This is a genomic window from Brachyspira hampsonii 30446, assembly GCF_000316195.1.
GTDB lineage: Bacteria > Spirochaetota > Brachyspiria > Brachyspirales > Brachyspiraceae > Brachyspira > Brachyspira hampsonii_C.
In genome coordinates this window covers 821821-840033 of the sequence record NZ_JH994110.1, presented here as the reverse complement: position 1 = coordinate 840033, position 18213 = coordinate 821821, and the positions used below count along the sequence as shown (strand labels likewise).

Sequence of the window (18213 nt, the reverse complement as noted above, 5' to 3'; positions counted from 1 at the left end):
ATAAATTTTAATAAAAAATAAAATATAGGAGAGAAAACATGAGAAACTTAGATAAGTACAAAGGAATTATTCCTGCCTTTTATGCTTGTTATGATGAAAAAGGAGAAATAAGCCCTGAAAGAGTTAAAAAATTTACACAGCATTTAATAGACAAAGGTGTAAATGGTTTATATGTAGGCGGTTCTTCAGGTGAATGTATTTACCATAGTAAAGAAGAAAGAAAATTAGTATTAGAAAATGTTATGGAAATAGCAAAAGGTAAAATCACTATCATAGCACATGTAGGCTGCAACAATACTGCTGATAGTGCTGAATTAGCAGCTCATGCTGAAAAATTGGGCGTAGATGCTATAGCTTCTATTCCTCCTATATATTTCCATCTCCCTGACTACTCTATAGCAGAATATTGGAATGATATAAGTGCTGCTGCCCCTAATACAGATTTTATTATATATAATATACCTCAGCTTGCAGGTGTTGCTTTAAATGTTAATCTTTATAAAAAGATGAGAGAAAATCCAAGAGTTATAGGTGTAAAAAACTCATCTATGCCTGTACAGGATATTCAAATGTTTAAAGATGTAGGCGGCGATGACAGCATCATATTTAACGGACCAGATGAACAATTCGTAGCAGGAAGATTAATAGGTGCTGATGCAGGAATAGGCGGTACTTATGCCGTAATGCCTGAATTATTCTTAGCAGCTAATGATGCTGTTAATAAATGTCAGTTTGAAAAAGCAAGAGATATACAATATAAAATAGATAGAATCATATATGCTATGTGTGAATGTCATGGTAATTTGTATGCCGTAATGAAAGCTATTCTTAAATTAAAAGGTTTGGAATTGGGCGGAGTAAGAAAACCATTAAGCAATGTAATAGATGAAGATAAAAAGAAAATAGAAAATTGTGCCAAAATGATAGATGACGCTATAAACAGCATAAAATAATTATTTTTGTATAATTTTTATATAAACCGGTCATTTTTATTCAGATTAAATGATCGGTTTTTTATTTTATTGAGTTTATAATAAGATTCATAATATTCATTTATATTAGCTATATTAGACTTGTTTAAAAACTACTTGACAAAATTACATATAAAAAATTAGTAATTGTCAATTATAAAATAATGTTTTACATGTTTTATAGCTTATTATTTTAGTATATAAATATTCAGTCCTTTTGCTTCTTTGGGTCACCAAAAGAAGTGGGGGGGTGGGGGCTAGTCCCCACAAAATTATAAAAAATTAGTTTTGAAACAACTCTATTATCTTATAATTATAAATTACGCAATTTTTATATATAATCTTGTCAAGTGCTTTTTTAAAAAAGTATATCAATCTAATAACAAAAAACTTCAAAATAAAAAAATAATATTAGCATTGATTATATTTAAAATTATAGTATAATCTTTGGCAATAATAAAAAAGCCAAAATAAAAAATACCTAAAATAGGAGATACATATATGCCACCAAGATCAAAATTAGGAGAAATACCTAGACAGGAAATGCCTACTAGAAGTCCGGAAGAAAGAAGCAAAGATTTTAAAGAGGTTCCTTTAGGATATACTGAGGAACAGGCATATCAGGAATCTTTAAGATGTTTGGACTGCAAAGTTCCTCATTGTATGGAAGGATGTCCTGCTAAGGTAAAAATTCCTGAATTTATAGGACTTATAGCGGAAAGAAAGTTTTTAGAAGCAGCCAAAAAAATAAAAGAAACTAATGCTTTACCTGCTGCATGCGGAAGAGTATGCCCTCAGGAAGAACAATGCGAAGAAAGATGTGTTGTAGGTAATGCTAAAGATAAAGCTACTGGTAAAAACTTAGAGCCTGTTGCTATTGGTAAATTGGAAATGTTTGTAGCTGACTATGAAAGAAAACATGCTCAGCATGAAGATTTAAAAGTAGAAAAAAACGGTAAAAAAGTATGTATAGTCGGAGCAGGTCCTGCAGGTTTAGCTTGTGCGGGAGATTTAATAAAATTAGGATATGATGTTACAGTATTGGAGGCTTTGCATACTATAGGCGGCGTATTAATGTACGGTATTCCGGAGTTTCGTCTTCCAAAAGAATTAGTAGCTCATGAAGTAGAAAATCTTAAAAAAGACGGAGTAAAATTTAAAATTAATGAAGTGGCTGGTATTTCTTTAGATTTTAATGAATTAAGAAAAGAATATGATGCCATATTCTTAGGAACAGGTGCTGGACTTCCTGCTTTTTTGAATGTTCCTGGTGAACATTTCTGCGGTGTTTATTCTGCTAATGAGTATTTAACAAGAGTTAATTTAATGGGAGCTTATAAATTTCCTGAAGTAGATACTCCTGTTATAAGACATAAAAAAGTAGCTGTATTGGGAGGCGGTAATGTTGCTATGGATGCCTGCAGAACTGCTGTAAGATTAGGTGCTGAAAAAGTATACATAATATACAGAAGAACTGAAAAAGAACTTCCTGCAAGATTAGAAGAAATTCACCATGCTATGGAAGAAGGTGTTGATTTTAGATTTTTAAGAGCACCTTTAGAAATATTAGGTGATGAAAATGATAATGTTATAGCCGTTAGAACTCAAGTTATGGAACTTGGAGAGCCTGATGCAGATGGAAGAAGAAAACCAATTCCTGTTGAAGGTCAAACTGAAGATATAGAAGTTGATGCTATTGTAATTGCTATAGGTACTACTCCTAACCCTCTTATAGCTAGAAAAGTACCTGAATTACAAACTACTAAAAAAGGAACTTATGTTATAGATGAAGAAACAGGTGCTACTTCTATAGAAGGTGTATTTGCTGGAGGCGATGCGGCAAGAGGTGCTGCTACTGTTATTTTAGCTATTGGAGATGGTAAAAAAGCTGCTGCCGGAATAGATAAATATTTGTCTAATAGATAATATTTCTCTGTAAATATTTATATAAGGAAGAGACTTTTTAAAATAAAGTCTCTTTTTTTATGAGAAAAATAAATGATCTAATATGTAAAATAAGTAAAAAATTACAAAAGCTATTGACTTTTATACCGTTAATAATAACATAGTTAACATAATTGCATTTTTTTTCATAAAATGCAATTATTTTTTTTTCTTATTTTAATAATTATGGTTTTACTTAATTGAAAGCCATAAAATATATTTTATAAACACTGGAGGATTAATCTGATTATGAAATTGAAGTTGCAAATAGGTTTTATAACCCTAATAGCTTTTATGCTTATTTCATGCGGCGGTTTGCCTGTAAAGGAGTATGAAAGAGTAACCGCTCTAAGAGATACTGTAGTAAACAAATATCCGGAGATACAAACATTTGCTCAGGAAGATTTTGATATAGCAGAAAAAGGCTATGCTGAAGCTGATATCATAATGAAAGAAGAAAATGAAGATGAAGCTGAAAAAGCCAAAGAATTATTATTAACTGCTGAAACTAATTATAATTTGGTTTTAGACAAAGGTTTACCACCATATTCTGAAATACTAAAAAAACAGACTGATGAAAGTGCAACTAACGCTATTGATATTAAAGCTAGTGTAATGTACGGTGATGAATTCACTAAAGCTGATACAGTATATCAGGAAGCTAATGCAATGTATACAGCTGAAACTAAAGATTATAGAGTTATGGTAGATAAACTTTATCAAGCTAAAGTAGCTTATACAGATTTATACAATAAAACTAAAGAACAATTTGATAGAAGTGATGAGGCTTTGAAATTAGTTAAAGAGCGTTTGGCTCAATTAGAAAAAATGATGCAGGAAATAGAAGCCTTTGAACAGGAACAGAACTAAATTTATAAGGAGTAAATGATGAAAATAAAAAAAATAATGGCTACTATAGCTTTATTATCTTTCACATGGTCTGTTTTACCGGCACAAACTTATGAAGATGCTGCTAGAATAACTCAAGAAGCTGATGATCTTCAAAATCAAGGTCAATATCAGCAGTCTTATGATAAATCTCAAGAGGCATCTGTAAGCATAGATAAAGCTTCTATGGCATTGTTCTACAGACTTATGAATGCTAGAATAAATAAAACTAAAAATGATGCTGATAATGCAATAACTGAAATAAATCAAATGGGAGCTGCAAGCGATAATCAATTCAAAGCTCAGTATGAAGAGGCTGTGAAATATTTTGAAGAAGGAAATGCTAATATAGGAAGCATACCTGGTCCTGACACAGTAGCACAAAATGATGAAGAATTTAATACTGCTTCTAATACTTTTAATACTGTTTTACAATACTATAATAATGCTCTATCTTCTGCTAATTCAGTTAAAGAAGGTTATTTAGGAAGAGAGAGAGATACTGCTTCTAAATCAATAGCTGATGCTAGATCTAAATATAATGCTGCTTTAGGTAAAAGTATAAAAGCAGGTGATAATAATGATAAAACAGTTTCGGGTGCTTTAACTAAAGCTGATGAAGCTTTAAAAGCTGATAACTTTGCAAGCGTTCAGCAGAATGTTGCTGCTGCTCTTGCTGGTATTACTAAAGCTGAAGCAGATGCAAAAGCTGCTGCTGAAAAAGCTGCCGCTGCTGCTAAGGCAAAAGCAGAGGCAGAAGCTAAAGCAAAAGCTGCCGCTGAGGCAAAAGCTAAAGCAGAGGCAGAAGCCAAAGCAAAAGCTAAAGCAGAGGCAGAAGCCAAAGCAAAAGCTGCTGCTGAGGCAAAAGCTAAAGCAGAGGCAGAAGCTAGGGCTAAGGCAGAAGCTGAAGCTAAAAGAAAAGCTGAAGAAGAAGCCAGACAAAAAGCAGAGCAAGAAGCACTTGCTAAAGAACAGGCAGATGCTGTTGCTAAAGCTAAACAAGATATTGCTAATGCACAGCAGAAATATGACAGTCTTGTTAATGATAGCACTATAACAAGAGGCGATGAAACTGATCAGAATATATCTACTCTTTTAGCTGATGCTAACAATGTTGTAGAAACAGATCCTGCTGCTGCTAGTCAGAAAGCATTGGAAGCTTCTAAAGCTATGGACGATTTAGTTAATAATCGTGATCTTGCCATAGCAAGAGAAGAAAATCAAAGACAATTAGATGAGCTTAAAGCTAGATATCAGCAATTAATTGATGAAGGTTATATAATACCAGATAGCGAAGAAGATCAAAACCTTTCTCAAATAATAAAAGATGCTGAAGACGCTTTGGCTAATAATGACAATACTTTAGCTAGAGAAAAATTAGAAGAAGCTAACAGATCTATGAATGCTATATATGAAATGGGACCAAAAAGACCTGTAGACGGTGATTTGGTTGATACAGACAATAACAATAATGAAACAGGTCAAATCATAGATGCTACTACAGGACAAACTGTTAATACTGAAGGAAAAGTTACTGTACTTCCTATGTATTACACTGTAGTACAAAGAACTCCTCTAACTGATGCTTTATGGAGAATAGCTGGTTATTCCTTCATATATAATGATCCTATACAATGGTATAGATTGTATCAGGCTAATAGAAATGTATTAAGAGATCCTAATAACCCTGACTTGATACTTCCTGGTCAAGTATTAACTATACCTAGTATGAACGGTGAAGAAAGAGCTGGTACTTATGATCCTAATATGGAATATATTACTTATGACGAAGCTATGATATTAAGAAATCAGCAGCAAAATAACAATACTGAAAATGCTAATACAGAAGAAACTACTGAAGCTGCACAAACTGCTGAGTAAGAATATAATTAATTACTAAAAAATAAAGCCATGTATGATTAATTCATGCATGGCTTTTTTATTAATATATAACAAATATAATTATTATAAAATCAATATTTCCGAAAATAAATACCGCATATAAAATGTATTTTCATATAAAAAAATTAAAAACTCCCTTTTTAAAAGGTTGTAACTAAATAAATAAAAAATATAATCATAATAATTAAGATTATGAAAACATATATTTGCAGCATATTATCTATAATTTTTATAATATCATGCCAAACTACTAATCAGGTATATAATATAAAAAATGAATATGATAAAGAGCATATTATAAAAATAAACAGAATAGAATATCTAAAACCTAATATAAAATATAATATAAATGATACTCTATACAGCACTGACAGCTCATCAAGAATATATAAAGTCATAAGAAAAAAGAATTTAACACTTTCAAATGCCAAAAGAAATAGTTATGCCCAAAGAAAAATTGTAGAGCTTTATGGTATAAAGGGTAAGGATCAAGGAGGACATATAATAGGCAGACAATTCGGAGGCTCTCCTAATATTGATAATCTTATACCAATAAATAAAAATCTAAATATGGGAGAAATGAAAAAAACAGAAATGGAATGGAGAGAAAACATCATAAATGGGGATAAAATAAATAATATTATCATAGATATAAAGTATGTATATACTAATGCAAGACCATATTTGATTATTATAGATTATAATGTAGAAAAAGATTATACGAATTATAGGGTAAAAAAAATGCTCACAAATTACTGATATCTATAAATAAAAGACGCCCCAAAATCATAAAATAATTTTGGAAGCATCACAAATATTTATAGGAGTATGTTAACTAACTTTTAGATAATTCCTTATTTTCTGTCCTAACTGACTTGTCATAAGAAAATATCAAAGAGCCATCATTAGCATCAACATTAATAGTATCACCATCTTCTATATTACCGAACAATATTTCGGTACTCACATAATCCTCTATCTCTTTCTGTATAGCTCTTCTCAAACTTCTAGCACCATACTTCTTGTCGAATCCCTTATCTATGATATAATTCTTAGCCTCTTCGCTTAAATTAATAACAATATTTCTCTCTTTAATAGCATCATTAAGCTCTTTAAGCATTATATTAATAATATCTTTCAAATTATCTTTACTAAGAGTATGGAATACTATAATATCATCAATTCTATTTAAAAATTCCGGATTGAAATTCTGTTTTAATTCTTCCAAAGCGAAATTTTTAATATCATTAGCATCTTTCTCGCTTCCAACAGCATTAAATCCTAAAGAACTTCCTTTAACAATATCTCTAGCACCCAAATTGCTTGTTATAATTATGATAGTATTTGAAAAATCAACTTTCCTTCCAAAGTTATCAGTAAGCTGACCTTCCTCAAGCACCTGCAAAAGTATATTAGTAACATCTGGGTGAGCTTTTTCTATTTCATCAAAAAGTATAAGAGAATAAGGTTTTCTCCTCACCTTTTCAGTAAGTCCGCCTCCCTCTTCATAACCTACATATCCAGGAGGAGCTCCTATGAGTCTGCTTACAGCAAACTTTTCCATAAACTCACTCATATCTATTCTGATAAGAGCATCACTATCTCCAAACATAAACTCTGAAAGAACTTTAGCTAAAGCAGTTTTACCCACACCTGTAGGTCCCAAGAAAATAAAACTACCAAGAGGTCTTTTTGAAGTTTTAAGCCCTGCTCTGCTTCTTCTAATAGCTTTAGAAATTGAAGATATAGCCTCTTCTTGTCCTACAACCTTCTGATGAAGTTCTTCTTCCATACCTATAAGTCTTTTGCTTTCTGAATTTAATAATCTTTTTATAGGTATATTAGTTATTTCAGATATAACATGTCTTATATCATCTTCTTCAATAAATGTTTCTATTTTCTCTCTTTCTCCGCGCCATTTTTCTTCTTTAATTGAAAGCTCTTCCTGCAAAGAACTAATCTCATCTCTTATTCTAGCAGCATCTTCAAAATTCTGATTATCAACTGCATTTCTCTTATTTTGATTAAGTTCTTCTATTTTCTTCTCTAAATCTTTGAACTCCTGCGGTCTTGTCATATTGAGAAGTCTTGCCCTTGAACCTGCCTCATCTATTAAATCTATGGCTTTATCAGGCAAATGTCTTTCAAATATATATCTCTTACTCAATACAGCAGCTGCAGTAATAGCTTCATCAGTATATTTTACCTTATGATGTTCCTCATATTTAGGTTTTATTCCATTTAAAATTTCTATAGTATCTTCTACGCTAGGCTCTTCAACATTGATAGGCTGAAATCTCCTAACCAAAGCACCGTCTTTTTCTATATATTTTTTATATTCATTGATTGTAGTAGCTCCTATACACTGTATTTCTCCGCGGGAAAGAGCAGGTTTTAACATATTAGCAGCATCTAAAGCACCTTCAGCACCGCCTGCTCCTATTAATGTATGAAGCTCATCTATAAATATTATTATATTATTTGCTTTTTTAATTTCTAAAACTATATTTTTTATTCTCTCTTCAAACTCACCTCTATATTTTGTACCGGCAACTACAGAAGACAAATCTAAAGTTAATACTCTTTTTTTAAGAAGTATATCAGGTACATCTCCAGCAACTATCTTTTCTGCCAACCCTTCAACTATAGCAGTTTTTCCAACACCCGGTTCTCCCAAAAGTATAGGATTATTCTTTTTTCTTCTTGAAAGAATCTGAACAACTCTCATTACTTCATTTTCTCTGCCTATAACCTTATCTAAAGCCTTATCTCTAGCCATTTTAGTCAAATCACGTGCAAATTGGTCTAAAGTAGGAGTTTTTACTTTTTTTATAGTATCTTCCTGATTAGTCTGTTCCATAGAAGACATATTACTTCCGGCAACACCAAGCATTTTTAATATTTCTTGTCTTAATATAGTAAGCTCAAGTCCCATACTTGTAAGTACATTATAAGCAGTGCCGCTTTCCTCTCTTAAAAGACCAAGCAGTAAATGTTCAGTACCTATATAATTATGACTTAAAGCTCTAGCTTCTTCAGCAGATCTACTTATAAGTTTCTGTACTCTAGGGGCAGTAGGCAAAGTTCCAAATACCTTTGTAGTTGAAGATTTCACCATAGCTGATTCTAATTCTAATTTAAGTCTGTCTAAATCAATTTTCAATCTCAATAACACACGAGTAGCCAAAGCCTCTGACTCATGCAGAAGCCCCAAAAGTATATGTTCAGGGGTAACCATATCATGATTTAATCTCTTAGCCTCCTCCTGAGCGTATAATTCTATTACTTTTTTTGCTTTGCTTGTTAAATGAAATTGAAACATATTATAATCCTGTATTATATTTTATGTAAAAAATATTTTACTAGTCATTATCGGATATAATAGAAATACTATTATAAATAAAACAAAATTATACATTAACATAAAAGCATGCTAATGTATAATTTAGAATTTCTATTATAGGTTTTAAATTTTAAATAAAACTACTATTAGCCACATTAACAACATTTATGTTAGTTTTACTAGATGATGCAGTATTAGTATTATGGGAGTTTTCCTTATTAGGATTTCCATAAAACAAAGATAAAGCTAATACCAAAACTATTGCAGTAGAGAGTGCTATAGAAAGCCTAGCAGAACTCATAAAAGCATAAAATGGAGTAACTTCGTTTTTTTTCATACTTTCCATCTTAGCCCTTTGAAGCATATACTGCCATTCTCTATCAGGCAAGCTTGGCAAATCAAAATGATGTCGTTTCTTTTCGATTTTGCTTTTAAATTGCATCATGTCATGTAGTTTCATAAAAGAGTCCTTTCTTTTTCTAGGAGCGATTTCATTTTTTTAAGAGCATAAGAATAATTACTCTTAGCTGAATCGCTTGATATATTCAAAATATCTGATATTTCTTTATATGAGTAATTCTCATAATATCTCAATATAAAGACATCTCTCTGTTTTCCCTTTAATTTAGTAGAAGCATTATAAATTTTTTCCTGAAGGTATATTCTTTCATATTCTTTTTCTGTATTATACCTCTTATCATCAACTATTTCTAATTTTTCTAAATAAGGAGATTCCCTCCTATAAGCCTTAGAATACATATTAATAGCTGTATTGCTTATTATACGATATAACCAGCCTTTAAAATAATTGCGTTCTTCATATCTGTCTATTGCTTTGTATACTCGTATTAATACATCTTGTGTTAAGTCCATAGCATCTTCATAATTATGCATAAAGCGATATGATAAATTAAATATATAATTTTTATATCTTGTCAATAATATATCCAATGCTTCACTATCACCTTTCTTATGTGCTTCTATTAATTCATAATCTTTTAATAATTCTTTTTCTTTAGTTACTATCATCTCTACAAACTCCAATATATTACCTGTTCTTAAATAATTATATATACATTATTTATAACAAATAAATAAAAACAAAGTAAAATCAAGCCATAAAAGATTCTTTAGAAAAATTCTTGCCGGAATTATCTAATTTATCATCTTCATTGCCTGAAGTTACAAACTCCTTCTCACTGAATGCATTTTCTATATCATATTTAGTAAGAGTTAAGGTATTGCCTTTTACTCCGTCTAAATTAAAAAGTATATTAACCATCGCAGTTTCCACTATACTTTTTAAAGATCTTGCACCCATATTCATGCTAGAAGCCTTATCAACTATAAAATTAATAGCTTCAGAAGTTACTACTAGCTTCTTACCTATACTTTTAAAAAATTCAGTGTATTTAATAATAGGAGATTCCGAAGTTTTTGTCAAGATATCTTTCAAATTTTCTTTAGTAAGATCATTTAATGTTACTATTATCGGAATTCTTCCTATAAACTCAGGTATCATACCATACTTTTCTATATCTTTAACATCAACCTGACTCAATATCCTATTTTTCTGCAGTTTATTTATAACAGCATTAGAACCAAACCCCAAACTGCTTTCTCCTTTCAAACGCATCTTAATTATATCATCAAGCCCCACAAAAGCACCGCCGAATATAAACAATATGTTTTTAGTATTCATAAGTATTCCATCGCTAGAATGCATCATACGCCTATCTCCGAATTCAGGAACTCTTATATCCTCGCCATTCATCATAGAAAGAAGTGCTTCCTGTACAGCCTTATCAGAAGGATTGCCTGTAGTAGATTGATGAGCATCAGCCTTTGCTATTTTGTCAACCTCATCTAAAAATACTATGCCATGCTGTGCATGTTCCAAATCACCATTAGCTTTTCTATAGAGATTATAAAGCACAACTTCTACATCATCTCCGACATATCCTGTTTCTGTGAGTGTAGTTACATCGGCACGGGCGAAAGGAAGTCCCAATATATCTGCCAATGTCTTTACTAAATAAGTTTTTCCAACTCCTGTAGGTCCTATCATAAGAATATTTGATCTGAAAGGTATATCTTTATTGCCGTTTATTCTCAAACAATGCAAATACGCATGTACTGCCAATGCCTTTTTTGCTTCGTCCTGACCTATAACTGTTTTATCTAATTGAGCAACTATTTCTTTAGGAGTTAAAATATTTGATTTTGAAGATTTGCTTTTACTGCCTATTTTACTCTCTAATGAATATTTTTTTAGAATTTCTTCATTGCTGATTATACTTTCTATAACATTGTAGCTATCTTTTTCTAAAAACGCAAATATTACTCTGGAATTTATAAATGTTATTAATGTATTTGTTATTTCTAGTATGCCGCTGCTTGGATAAGGTTCATGTGATAGATTAAATATGCCGCTTGATATTAATTTGCTATTATTATCAAAATAATGATACTTATTTATATATATATCATTAGTTAATGTGATAAGCTCTAATATTCTTCTAACAGATATAGCAGACATAGAATCGCCGTAAATAGTATAAACTAATACAGAATATAAAATAAATCTCTCATCTAAATCTAAATCCTTCTCTGATATAAATCTTTCTATATTAAAATTATACTTCTTAAAAGATGATATCTTTTTTACATCTGTATTAAGAGAATTGATAAGTATTTCAACCTCATTACTGTTATTAACTATTTTTTCATTATTGGACACCATCTCATCATCATAACCCAAAGCTCTGTCAATATTACTTGAAAGTCTTCTAGTCATATCATTTCTATCTGATATTAGATTTAATGTATAAACTATTTTAGTAACTATTTCAAAATATGCCCTGAAAGCATCTTCTCTATTAGCATAAGATGATTTTTTCTCTTCTTTTCCAATACTGCTGGATTCATTTTCCTGCTTTTTTTTCTTCATAGCAAAAGATCTCCTAATTAAATAACATTGCCTATTAAATCATATTCTGTATTATGAGTAACAGCAACCTGCACTATATCGCCAATATTTATATTATTATTAGTATTTTCATTATAAACTTCAACATATCCATCAACTTCAGGTGCATCATATATGCTTCTGCCTATAAATTTATTATCATCTTCTTTTTTTTCTATCAATACATCTATAGTCCTTCCTATAAATCTCTCCAATCTTTTTTCAGATACTTCTATAGCAGCACGCATAAGTCTTTCTCTAAGCATTAATTTTCTATTTCTGCTCATTTTAGGCTTATCTATTAATAAAGCCTTAGTATTTTCCTCTTCAGAATAAGTAAATACTCCTACCCTATCAATCTGAGCATTTCTTACAAACTTTATTAACTTTTTAAATGATTCAGCAGTCTCTCCCGGAAATCCAACTATCAAAGAAGTTCTTATAACAGCATCATTATTATAACTTCTTATTTTGTCTATCATTTCCCTATAAAATTTATAGCTTCTTGTGCCTCTGTTCATATCTTTTAATATATTTTTATCCACATGCTGCAAAGGTATATCAAAATAAGGAACAACTTTATCAGTAGTAAAAAAAGATTCTATTATCTCATCATTCAAAACAACAGGATTCTGATAAAGTACTCTTATCCACTTAATGCCTTCAACTTTTGAAAGAGCTTTAAGTAAATCCGGTAAGGCTAATTTGTTATATATATCGTAGCCGTAAAAAGTTGTTTCCTGAGCTATTAAATTAATTTCTTTAGCTCCGTTTTTGGCATAATTTTCAGCCTCTTTTACTATATCTTCAATCTTTCTGCTTCTATGATCGCCTCTGATTCCCGGTATAGCACAAAAACTGCAGTTGGCATGACAGCCGTCGCTTATTCTTATATAAACACTATACTTAGTGCCTGTATTTACCCTATCACCATACTCTTTATATTCAGTATTTTCTTTTGCATCATGAAAACCATCTTCTTCTACAGCTTTTAATATATTCTCTAAATCATATATACCTATAGCAGAATCAACTTCCTTGAACATCTCAAGAAAATTTTCTTTATATCTTTCACTCATACAGCCTGATACTATTAGCCTTTTACATTTTCCGTATTTTTTATACATAGAATGATCAAATATAGCATCAATGGACTCTTTCTTTGAATCCTCTATAAAAGCACAAGTATTTATAACTATTATATCTGCATCTTCCGGATTATTAGTAATATTAAAGCCTTTTTTCTGTAATATGGCTAATATATGCTCACCATCAACAGTATTCTTCTCGCATCCTAAACTATGTAAATATATATTCTGCAAATTAAATTTCCTTTTTTAATTTTAAATATGATAGTCTGCCGAAAATATTCAGATAAAAAATAAATAATTATTTAGTATCTGACATAATAAGATTATATCTAGTAGAATCATTCAAATTCTTAACCCATTTTATAGTCTTATTAACAGTTTCCCCAGCAGCTCCTACATTAATAATTTTTCCATTAACTTTAACTACAACCTCTCCAGCATTACCTATAGTAAGCATAACAACATCTTTAGCCTCTAAATACAATGTTTTACCGCTTAAAAGGTTAGTAGTTGCCGGCCTGTTTGAATCTATAAAATATCTTATATATACAAAATGCTTAGCAGTTATCTCTATTCTGATATCTACTTTCTCAGTATCCTGTTCTATATAAGTTTCTCCATTTATTACAAGTAAATTTGTAGACACTGTGTTATTATAATTGGTGCTATTTAAGGCAGCAGCTGTTTCAATATCAGTAGTATACCCTGTATTAACCATTTGATTTTCTTCAAGTTTTTCCATTTCTACAGTAGCCGAATTATCATAAACTTCTATAACACTTATCTTAAAATCATTTATTCCATTGCCGTTCAAATCCAATATTATAGGACTGCTTTTGGAGAAAGATAAGTCCTGTCCATTAATATTTATATGAAGAACATTTCCTATGCTGTTAAACTTAATTGTAGCGGATATTCCAAGCGGCTTAAAGTATATAATATCCCCAGACTTTACGCTTTGCTTAGCCTTGCTGTCAACTATATTTTTTGATATTTCAACTTCATTCCTATTTTGTCTTTTATTGTTTGAAGGAAATATAAATCCTGTTATATTCTTCCAATTAAGAACTATAACGGCTATAACAACAATAACCGCAAGTACAACAATTATTGTAGGTGCTATAGATTTATCCTTATTCCTTAATTTATATAAATCTCTCCTTGCCATAAAAATCAAATCTGTTTCGGCACGGTTATTTGTATTATTATTTTTATTTTTCTTATTTGTTTCTTTTATAGTTTTCTCTTCATGCTTCTCAGTATTGATAACATCTTTAAGAGATTCTTTTGTATTAGTATCTTTTACAGCTTCTTTATTAGTTTCATGTTCTTTAGGAGCTTTAACATCTTTATTGTCTTTGATTTCTTTAACAGGCTCTTTATTTTTTTTAATATTTTTTATTCCCTTATTTCCCTTTAATAAATCCTGTTCAGACTTAATACCGTTTTTCTGCAGATTATATCTCTCAAGAACCATATCAGCATCTAATGATAACTTATCACTTAAATTCTTTATAAATCCTTTTACATATATCTCTCCCGGAAGAACATCAAATTCCTCATTCTCTAAAGCCTTTATAAATCTAGCAACTATATGAGTAGTAGCCTCAAGTTCTTCTATTGTAAGCCCTTTCTTTTCTCTAGCATTTTTTAATATTTGACCTATAGTTTCCATATAAATCCTTAAAATTAATTATTAGGTACTAAACCATCTTTAAGAACCTGCATATTTTCTGATATCTCTGGTTCAAAATCCTTGTTATTATCCTCATAATTAGGGTTATACCTAATAGATGTGAATAAATACTCAACCGGAACATTTGTAGTTGTTATTCCCAATATTCTTATAATCATACCTGTATTATCTACCCATAAATGTATTTTAGTAAAACCTGTTCTGTCTACGCTCGCCTGTTTTGAGGTTAATAGCATATGATAAGCCTTTCTATTATCATTTGCTGCATAAGAACTATTATACTTAGCTATTCCCAATTCAGAATCGTTAAAGCTGTTTACAGATACAAGCCCCCTTTCATTATAAAAATCTATGTTAAATTTAGTAGTAAGTCTCATAATTCCTTCAGGAGTATATATAGCACCTGAATCACCATAATTTAATTTCTGCTCTGCAACAACATTATTTCTAGGAAATATTATCCATAGAGTTTCTCCATTGCAGTATATAGACTGCCCATTTCCACCGCTTGAGTACTGCATTCTAAATAAATTAGGATTTTTAGTTATAACATCTCCATAAGAAACTTTTTCACCATTTCTCTCTACAAAATTAGCTGAAAAACCTTTAATAGAAGAAAATCTATTAGATATCATGCTAACAACTTTTTCAGGAGTCATTATTTGAGAATGGGCTTGAATACTTAGCAATATAATAAAAAATACAATTTTTTTCATAAATTATTTTTTCTTTCCTTAAATATTAAACTTAAACTTACTTTTTTACTAATATTATATGATATAATAAAAATACATAAAAAACAAGTATTTTATTTTTTTATTTTTTTATAAAAAACGAATAAATTCATACTCGTTTTTTATAAAAAATGCGTATAAATTTCGTTTTTTTTTTATATATATACTTTTTAATATTTATAGGAACTATATATTACATCATATTAATGACTTATTTAAAATATAAAGTATATTTTAAATATATAAATATAAGATTAACAGAAACATTATGATGATATAGATAAATCATAAAAGGAGGCAATATGAAAATAAATAATACAAAATATAATATGAAAAAATCAAGAAGCATATACAGTAATAGAAGTGCTATAATACAAAATGATGAAGAAATAGTACTTCTGCTTGGAAATGAAATTGGAAAAGAAAATACTGTAGATGTTGAAACTGCTGTATATTTATCTCTGCCTAGCTTTCTGAGGCTATATGATACATTAAAAGAAAAAGTTGATAAATTTAGAGAAGGGGGAAATCTAATATAAAATCAATTATCAAAAGGAGTAAATTTATGGAAAAAAATATTAGAAAAAACAGTATAAAAGAATACTATATAAATAATGATAAAAATATAATACTAATAATAGAAAAAGATATTAATTTAAGCATATACAATGAACTTTATAGTATACTAAATAGGCTTTTAGAAAATTACACAAAAAATATAATTATACATTTCGTACATAACACTAAATACATAATATCCAATGCTATATATTTAATGATTGAAGCTCAAAAAGTATTGGAATTTAGAGGAGGAAATTTAATATTAACAGGGTTAAATGAATATTCAAAATGGTCTTTAAAATCATTGGAGGCACATAAAAAAGTAAAAATATACGATGATATACAAAAAGCTATAAAAGAAATAAAAGCGTCATAATGCACATAATACAATAAAAATAAGCATGGAGTTTAATTTCCATGCTTATTAATAATTATTCTTGCTTATTTATAAATTAATTTTGGTTTGTTAATATGGCATTTACAAAATCTGCATAACTTACATTTTGCAAATTATAAACATGTAAAAAGCCATTGGTAGCCATTATACTTGAAGCTATAGAAGATCTGTTTCCGCTTCTGCAGTATACTATATATTCTTTATTTTTATCTAAAAGATCTATTTTACTTTTGAAATCTGTATTGAGAACATCAATATTAATAGAATTAGGAGCACTTCCTCCCATATATTCTTCTGCTGTTCTAACATCCAATAAAACTAAATTAGTTGATTTAGTCATCAAATCTAATGCTTTTTTTAAATTGATATTATCATAAGGTTTTTTAGAGCATGAAAATACAAATAATAATGATACTGAAATAATAAAATATAATGAAATTTTTTTCATATTCAATAGTTCCTTTAAAATTATTCCGATATTATGTTAATAACAATAATATTATATTTAAACATTTTGTCAAACTATTTTATTGATAAAGTAATTATTTTTTATATTTTTAATGACTATACTGTTTATATAATATGCTGTTTATATAATAATTTATTTGCGGATAGTATAATAATGATGAAAAAGATATATTGTTTATTAATTTTAATGATGTTATTATTATTGTCTTGTTCTGATAAAAAAGAAACAGATAATAAGAACTCTATAAAAGTCATAGAAGATGATGAATATATAAAAAATATTATAAGAGACTCTTCTAAATAGCTGGAAAAAACATAATGTTTATCAATCAAAATATTAAAGCATACTTATGCACATTTTTCAGTGTATTAATGTGGGGTATTACTTTTATTTCTACAAAAATATTATTAAGAGATTTCTCTCCTATAGAGATACTTTTCAGCAGGTTTTTATTAGGATTTGCTTTACTCTTAATAATATACCGCAAAAATAATAAAATACACACCAAAAAAGAAGAAATATTATTTGCAGCTACAGGATTAAGCGGAATAACACTTTATTATTTATTTGAAAATATAGCATTAAACTATTCTTTGGCATCAAATGTCGGTATTTTGGTTGCTATAGGACCATTATTTACAGGAATATTCGCATCAGTATTTTTGAAAGAAAAATTAAAAATTAATTTCTTTATAGGATTCATATTTGCTATAATCGGTATATTTGTAATAGCATTCAATGGAAAGTTTATATTAAAAATAAATCCCATAGGCGATATGTTTGCCGTATTAGCTGCTGTTATGTGGGGAATATATTCTGTATTAGTGAAAAAAATTTCAGATTTGGGATATAATTCTGTTTTAATAACTAAAAAAACTTTTATGTATGGAATAATATTTATGATGCCTGCAATGTTATTTATGGGTTTTGATGTAAATATAAATGATTATTTAAAACCTATAAACTTAATAAATTTTTTATTTTTATCTTTTATAGCATGCACTTTATGTTTTATAACTTGGGCTTATTCCATAAAAATATTAGGTGCTGTAAAAACTAATACATATATATACTTTATACCAATAATAACTTTAATAGCTTCAAAAATAATTTTAGATGAAAATATAACTGTATTTGCTGTAATAGGAATAGTTTTTATATTATTAGGCGTTATAATATCGCAGGCAAATATTTCATTCAAAAAAATGAATAAAATAAATACGAAAAAGATAATAAACAATCAATAATA

17 protein-coding genes are annotated in these 18213 nt (G+C 29.2%); 9 read left to right on the top strand and 8 right to left on the bottom strand.

Going from position 1 to position 18213, the window contains the following annotated elements; all coding sequences use genetic code 11:
- Positions 1-38 precede the first annotated feature (38 nt).
- From A966_RS03760 to A966_RS03740, 5 genes are all read left to right on the top strand, one after another.
- On the top strand, positions 39-953 hold the full coding sequence (locus A966_RS03760) for a dihydrodipicolinate synthase family protein (RefSeq protein WP_008722695.1): 915 nt from the start codon (positions 39-41) through the stop codon (positions 951-953).
- A 519-nt stretch (positions 954-1472) separates the two neighbouring features.
- Positions 1473-2897, top strand: a complete 1425-nt coding sequence (gene gltA, locus A966_RS03755) for an NADPH-dependent glutamate synthase (protein WP_008722694.1) — start codon at positions 1473-1475, stop codon at positions 2895-2897.
- A gap of 267 nt (positions 2898-3164) precedes the next feature.
- The gene (locus A966_RS03750) at positions 3165-3785 is read left to right on the top strand and encodes a hypothetical protein (protein WP_008722691.1); all 621 of its coding nucleotides are present in this window, start codon (positions 3165-3167) and stop codon (positions 3783-3785) included.
- 15 nt (positions 3786-3800) lie between these two features.
- Positions 3801-5684: a LysM peptidoglycan-binding domain-containing protein gene (locus tag A966_RS03745; protein WP_039955452.1), complete on the top strand. Its 1884-nt coding sequence runs from the start codon at positions 3801-3803 to the stop codon at positions 5682-5684.
- Positions 5685-5897: 213 nt separating this feature from the next.
- Positions 5898-6464 (top strand): DNA/RNA non-specific endonuclease, encoded by a 567-nt coding sequence (locus tag A966_RS03740; protein ID WP_008722685.1) that lies wholly within the window; start codon positions 5898-5900, stop codon positions 6462-6464.
- 76 nt (positions 6465-6540) lie between these two features.
- Here the strand turns inward: A966_RS03740 and A966_RS03735 are convergent, their stop codons facing one another.
- The 7 genes from A966_RS03735 to A966_RS03705 all read right to left on the bottom strand — a co-directional run bounded on the left by A966_RS03735 (position 6541) and on the right by A966_RS03705 (position 15519).
- Positions 6541-9027, bottom strand: a complete 2487-nt coding sequence (locus A966_RS03735) for an ATP-dependent Clp protease ATP-binding subunit (RefSeq protein ID WP_008722684.1) — start codon at positions 9025-9027, stop codon at positions 6541-6543.
- A gap of 151 nt (positions 9028-9178) precedes the next feature.
- The gene (locus A966_RS03730; protein WP_008722681.1) at positions 9179-9508 is read right to left on the bottom strand and encodes a hypothetical protein; all 330 of its coding nucleotides are present in this window, start codon (positions 9506-9508) and stop codon (positions 9179-9181) included.
- Positions 9505-10077, bottom strand: coding sequence for an RNA polymerase sigma factor (locus A966_RS03725; RefSeq protein WP_008722679.1), 573 nt, complete (start codon positions 10075-10077; stop codon positions 9505-9507). The genes A966_RS03730 and A966_RS03725 overlap by 4 nt, the downstream gene beginning before the upstream one ends.
- 82 nt (positions 10078-10159) lie before the next feature.
- The gene (gene clpX / locus A966_RS03720) at positions 10160-11998 is read right to left on the bottom strand and encodes an ATP-dependent Clp protease ATP-binding subunit ClpX (protein WP_008722676.1); all 1839 of its coding nucleotides are present in this window, start codon (positions 11996-11998) and stop codon (positions 10160-10162) included.
- 17 nt (positions 11999-12015) lie between these two features.
- Complete coding sequence (rimO, locus tag A966_RS03715) at positions 12016-13338, bottom strand: 30S ribosomal protein S12 methylthiotransferase RimO (protein WP_008722675.1); 1323 nt, start codon at positions 13336-13338, stop codon at positions 12016-12018.
- 67 nt (positions 13339-13405) lie between these two features.
- Entirely contained in the window at positions 13406-14782 is a 1377-nt protein-coding gene (locus A966_RS03710; RefSeq protein WP_008722672.1) for a helix-turn-helix domain-containing protein, read from the bottom strand.
- A 14-nt stretch (positions 14783-14796) separates the two neighbouring features.
- Positions 14797-15519 carry a LolA family protein gene (locus tag A966_RS03705; protein WP_008722670.1) on the bottom strand — a complete coding sequence of 241 codons (723 nt, stop codon included), beginning with the start codon at positions 15517-15519 and terminating at the stop codon, positions 14797-14799.
- Positions 15520-15839: 320 nt separating this feature from the next.
- Between A966_RS03705 and A966_RS03700 the strand changes: the two genes are divergently transcribed.
- Positions 15840-16076: a DUF3467 domain-containing protein gene (locus tag A966_RS03700; protein ID WP_008722669.1), complete on the top strand. Its 237-nt coding sequence runs from the start codon at positions 15840-15842 to the stop codon at positions 16074-16076.
- A 26-nt stretch (positions 16077-16102) separates the two neighbouring features.
- The gene (locus tag A966_RS03695) at positions 16103-16474 is read left to right on the top strand and encodes an STAS domain-containing protein (RefSeq protein ID WP_008722667.1); all 372 of its coding nucleotides are present in this window, start codon (positions 16103-16105) and stop codon (positions 16472-16474) included.
- A gap of 76 nt (positions 16475-16550) precedes the next feature.
- Here the strand turns inward: A966_RS03695 and A966_RS03690 are convergent, their stop codons facing one another.
- Entirely contained in the window at positions 16551-16943 is a 393-nt protein-coding gene (locus A966_RS03690; protein ID WP_008722665.1) for a rhodanese-like domain-containing protein, read from the bottom strand.
- A 174-nt stretch (positions 16944-17117) separates the two neighbouring features.
- Between A966_RS03690 and A966_RS13530 the strand changes: the two genes are divergently transcribed.
- Entirely contained in the window at positions 17118-17267 is a 150-nt protein-coding gene (locus A966_RS13530; RefSeq protein ID WP_008722663.1) for a hypothetical protein, read from the top strand.
- 14 nt (positions 17268-17281) lie between these two features.
- Positions 17282-18211, top strand: a complete 930-nt coding sequence (locus A966_RS03685; RefSeq protein WP_008722662.1) for a DMT family transporter — start codon at positions 17282-17284, stop codon at positions 18209-18211.
- Positions 18212-18213 lie beyond the last annotated feature (2 nt).